Source organism: Streptomyces zinciresistens K42, from assembly GCF_000225525.1.
Taxonomy (GTDB): domain Bacteria; phylum Actinomycetota; class Actinomycetes; order Streptomycetales; family Streptomycetaceae; genus Streptomyces; species Streptomyces zinciresistens.
This window is the reverse complement of record NZ_AGBF01000315.1, coordinates 1-4,808: the sequence shown is the minus strand read 5'-3', so window position 1 is coordinate 4,808 and position 4,808 is coordinate 1. Positions and strand designations below refer to the sequence as shown.

The 4,808-nt window shown below is 74.8% G+C and carries 5 protein-coding genes; 4 read left to right on the top strand and 1 reads right to left on the bottom strand.

The annotated features are described in order from the left end of the window. Positions 1-75 precede the first annotated feature (75 nt). Positions 76-639: a class I SAM-dependent methyltransferase gene (locus SZN_RS35380; protein WP_043734849.1), complete on the bottom strand. Its 564-nt coding sequence runs from the start codon at positions 637-639 to the stop codon at positions 76-78. A gap of 263 nt (positions 640-902) precedes the next feature. Between SZN_RS35380 and SZN_RS35375 the strand changes: the two genes are divergently transcribed. The 4 genes from SZN_RS35375 to SZN_RS43400 all read left to right on the top strand — a co-directional run. Then, positions 903-2,075: a sensor histidine kinase gene (locus SZN_RS35375; RefSeq protein WP_007504929.1), complete on the top strand. Its 1,173-nt coding sequence runs from the start codon at positions 903-905 to the stop codon at positions 2,073-2,075. After that, on the top strand, positions 2,072-2,797 hold the full coding sequence (locus SZN_RS35370; RefSeq protein WP_007504928.1) for a response regulator: 726 nt from the start codon (positions 2,072-2,074) through the stop codon (positions 2,795-2,797). Before SZN_RS35375 ends, SZN_RS35370 begins: the two co-directional genes overlap by 4 nt. Positions 2,798-3,381: 584 nt before the next feature. Continuing rightward, positions 3,382-4,410 carry a TerC family protein gene (locus SZN_RS35360; protein ID WP_007504927.1) on the top strand — a complete coding sequence of 343 codons (1,029 nt, stop codon included), beginning with the start codon at positions 3,382-3,384 and terminating at the stop codon, positions 4,408-4,410. A 96-nt stretch (positions 4,411-4,506) separates the two neighbouring features. Continuing rightward, the coding region (locus SZN_RS43400; RefSeq protein ID WP_341865613.1) for a cyclase family protein at positions 4,507-4,808 on the top strand (302 nt) is incomplete at its 3' end.

Sequence of the window (4,808 nt, the reverse complement as noted above, 5' to 3'; positions counted from 1 at the left end):
CGGGACGCGCGTCCCCGGGCCCGTGCGGCGTCGACCCGCGACGCCGCACGCCGCGGCGGCGACCGGAGCGGCGGATCAGCGCACCGGGCGCCGGCAGTGGTAGACCAGCGCGGGCGGCAGGTTGTCCCACACGGTGCGGCCCACGACGACCTCCTCGAAGTGGGCGTGCAGCGCCCCGGCGATCCGCCGCGCCGGAGCGCTCCACCGGGCGTGGACGTAGGCGAAGGTGGTGAACGCCCCGTGCGGCGGCAGGACCGCGACGACGGCCGAGAGGATGTCGCTCTGGTCACGCGCCGAGAACGTCGCCCACGGAAGGCCGCTGACCACCACGTCGGCGGTGCTCAGTCCGCGTTCGGCGAGGACGGACGCCAGGGCGCGCGCGTCGGCCTGCGCGACGTCCACCCCCGGGTGGGACAGGACCAGGCCCCGGGCGAGACGCTCGTTGAGCTCCACCGCGACATGCCGGCCCCGGCCGCCCAGGCGCTCCTGGATGCTCGTGGTGAAGGCCCCGGTCCCCGGACCGAGCTCGACCACCACCGGCTCACCGGACCGCGGCACGGCTGACGTCATCACCCGGGCCAGGGACCGGCCGCTCGGCGCCACCGCTCCCACGCTCAGCGGACTTCGGGCAAACTCCATGAGCAACGACACCGGTCGTGGGCCTTTCTGCCGTGCAGGTACGGGAGGCGACGGCGGTCACCGCGCTACGCCTGGCCGCCGGGCCGCGCGTGGCCGACCGCTTCGCGGCCCGCCACGCGCCCGTTCGCGGCCTGTGCCCGACGCTAGGTCCGCCGCCGCCCGCCCCGCCTCCTGCGCCAAGGCCGGACCGGGCGGCCGGGAGCAGGAGCGCGACCGGCCGATGGGAGGAGGCCGCCGCAATCCGGGCGCACTAGGGTGTAGCGGTGAGACCATCCCTGCATCGCCGCCCCTGGCTCGATCCGCTGATCGCGCTCGCGGCGGCAGGGGCCGCCGCCGCCGGTATCGCGCTCGGTCCCGCCACGGACCAGCCGGTGCTCCAGTGGTCGCTCATCGAGGCGGCCGCCCTGACCCTCGCCTTCGCGCGCAGGCTCCCCGTCGTCGGGCTCGCCCTCTGCGTGGTCCTGACCGCCGTCATAGGCGTCGTCCTGCCCGACATCAGCCAGGTGGCCCCTCTGACCTCGGGTTTCCTGCTCGGCGTGGTCGCCTACCGCCACGGCACTGCCGTCACCGTGCCGGCCTGGGCGGTGACGTTCATCGCCGTCGTCGCGGGCATGGGCCAGGACTACGACCGCCTGCTCGACGGCGCCGACGGCGTGCTGATGCTCGTCGCGACCGCCCTGGCCGTGGCCGCCCCGGCCGCCTTCGGCCGCTATCTCGCCGTCCTGCGCCAGGCCGCCGTCGTCGCCGAGGAACGCGTCCGCGAGGCGGAGGAGCGGCGCCTGGTGGAGACCCGCGCGGCCCGCATGGCCGAGCGCGCCCACCTCGCGGGCGACCTGCACGACCTCGTCGCCCACCATGTCTCCGCGATAGCCCTGACGGCAGGCTCGGCCCACTACGCCGCCACCCACGCGCCCGACGAGCGGCAGCGGCTCGACGCGGCGCTCGAGGGCATCACCACCATCCAGACCGCGGCCCGCCAGACCCTCGTCGACCTGCGCGGCCTGCTGCACGTCCTGCGCGACCCGGGCACCCCCGACGTCCTCGCCGATCCGGAACAGATGATCACCGATGCCGTGGAGCGCAGCCGGACCGCCGGGCTGCGCGTCACCCTCACGCACGACGACCGCGCCGGGCAGGCGCCGCTCGCACTGCGCGTCACCACCGCGCGCGTCCTGCAAGAGGCCCTCACCAACGCCCTCAAGCACGGCGGACCCGGCTCCGACGTGGCGGCCACCGTCGCCGTGCGCGACGACCGGATCCTCATCGACGTCACCAACACCCTCCGGCTCGCCCCCGCCGTGCCCCTTCCCGCCTCCGGCCACGGCCTCTCCGGAATGCGCGAACGCGTCGAGGTGCTCGGCGGGACACTCGTCGCCGGCCCCGCCCCCGACGGCTGGCACCTGGCCGCCGCGCTGCCGCTGGCGGTACGCCCGTGATCAGCGTGCTCGTCGTCGACGACCAGGCACTCGTCAGAGCGGGCGTCACCCTGCTGCTGCGCACCGCGGGCGAGGACGTGGTCGGCGAGGCCGCGGACGGCCAGGAAGCCGTCCTGCTCGCCCAGCGGCTGCGCCCCGACGTCATCCTGATGGACCTGCGCATGCCGCGCCTGGACGGCATCGAGGCCACCCGCAGGATTCTCGCCGGCGTGCCGACGACCCGGGTGCTGATGCTGACCACCTTCGACGACGACGCCGACGTGTACGGCGCGCTGAGCGCCGGGGCCATGGGATACCTCCTCAAGGACGGCGCTCCCGACGCGATGATCGACGCCGTGCGCTCGGCCGCGCGGGGCGAGCCGCTCCTCGCGCCCGCGGTGCTGGCCCGCGTGCTGGCCCGCGCCGTCCAGGCCCACCGCGCCACGGCCACCACGACCGGCCCCGGGGTCGGCACGGGAGCCGCGCGGGACGGCTCCCTGACCGAACGCGAGCGGGAGGTGCTGGCCCTCGTCGGCGCCGGGCACTCCAACCCCGAGATCGGCCGGGCCCTCCATCTCGGCATCACCACGGTGAAGACCCACATCGGCGCGATCACCCAGAAGCTGGAGCTGCGCAACCGCGTCCAGGCGGCCGTCGTCGCCCACCGCCTGGGCCTGGTCGACGATCAGTTCCAGCCCGTCGACCGCGCCCTCGCGGCCCCGCCGGGGCCGCACGGCGACTGACCGGCGGGCGCCGTGAACCGGTTCCCGGACAGGCCGACCGGCGACGCCTTCGCGGTGAGGGCCGCGGGGCTGTCACCCCGGTCGAGCAGCACCACGGCGCGGTCGCCGTCGGCCGGCCGCTCGACCGCGCGGGGCGGCGCCCGCGGGTGCCTGCACGACGAGCAGGCTCGCCGACAGGACCAGGAGGACGCTGAGATGTCGTTTCGCATCGGATCCTTCGCTGTCCGATCAGGCGTGCCGACCGCCCGGTCGTGCGCCCGGGGAGCCGCCGCCGGGTGTGCGGCAGCCGCTCGCGGGACCGGCCGAGGCCCGCTCGCCCGCGGGGTGGTAGGCGGGATCTTCCAGCGGTCCTCGGTCCACGCCGCTGTGGACTCCTGAATTACGAGTCAGTGAGGAGCGGGCGGTCGTGCCGGACCGCCCGCACGGCGCCGCACGGCGGCGGGAGCCGGACGCCGCGGGCCCGCGCGGTCACGCGGACGGCGCAGAGGGCGCGCGGTGGGGGAGGCGGGCCCCTCCCGCATGGCCCAGACTCGGAGAGGGAAGGCGCCGGTCGGTGCCGAGGGATTCGAGGGAGGGGTCGGGCCGTGTACGACGTGCCGGTGTGGCTGTGGCTGGTGTTCGCCGTCACCGTGGTGGCGTCCCTTGCGGTGGACCTCCTGGCCCACCGCCAGGCGCACGTCATCGGCTTTCGCGAGGCCGCCGCCTGGAGCGGGGTCTGGGTCGGCCTCGCCGTGGTCTTCGGCGCCGTCGTCTTCGCCGTCGTGGGGACCACGGCGGGCGTCGAGTACACCACCGCCTGGCTGCTGGAGAAGAGCCTGTCGGTGGACAACCTCTTCGTCTTCGCGCTCATCTTCGGCTACTTCAAGGTCCCGCGCGCCTACCAGCACCGCGTGCTGTTCCTCGGCGTCCTGGGCGCCCTGGTCTTCCGCGGCCTCTTCCTGGCCGCCGGTGTGGCGGTGGTCAGCCGCTTCACCGCCGTGCTGTTCGTCTTCGCCGCGATCCTCTTCTACAGCACCTACAAGATCCTCAAGGGCGAGGACGACAGCTTCGACCCCGGCAGGAGCCTGGCCGTGCGCCTGCTGCGCAAGGTCGTTCCCGTGCGCGACGAGTACGCGGGCCCGCACTTCTTCGTCAAGGAGGCCGGGAAGCGCGTCGCCACACCGCTGCTCGCCGTCGTCGTCGCCATCGAGGCCGCCGACCTCGTGTTCGCCGTGGACAGCGTGCCCGCCGTCCTCGCCGTGAGCAGCGACGCGTTCATCGTCTACACCAGCAACGCCTTCGCCATCCTGGGACTGCGCGCCCTGTACTTCATGCTCGCCGGGCTCCTCGACCGCTTCCACTACCTGAGCGTGGGCCTCGCGCTCATCCTGTCCTTCATCGGCGTCAAACTGGTCCTCCAGGCCGCCCACAAGACGATCAGCACCTCCATCCCGGAGATCCCCTCGCTGGTCAGCCTGGCCGTCATCGTCACCGTGCTGGCCGTGTCCGTCGTGCTCAGCATGCTGCGCCCCCCACCGGACCACGACGCCGCGCCCGCCGGGGCGGACGGCTCGCAGGGCGCCGGACCCCCCGAGCCGGACGGCTCCCCGCCCGCACCCCGCCCCGGCCCCTGAGCGGCACCGCGCGGAGCGCCCCGCGGCTTTGGCCGCCCGAAGCGAACTGAAGTCTCATTCCCCCGCATTCCGCCCCCGGCCCTGGTCTACTGGTCCGTGCGGGGTCCGGACCGGCACCGGCCCGCGCGCGAGCGGTGCGCCGATCCGTGCGCCGATCAAAGGGGGCCGCGTGAGCACTGGGGGACGTACGGACGTGTCCGCGCGGGCCGGAGGACGACCGGCCGCACGGCGACCCCCATCGACGCGATGCCACTGGACTGGTTCCTCGGCCCCGGGATCGTCCTCGACGTGCGGGGCCGCGAGGCCGGCGTCGTCGACACGGCCGACCTGCGCAAGGAACTCGACCGGATCGGGCACGTCCTCGCCCCGCGCGACATCGTGCTGCTGCACACCGGTGC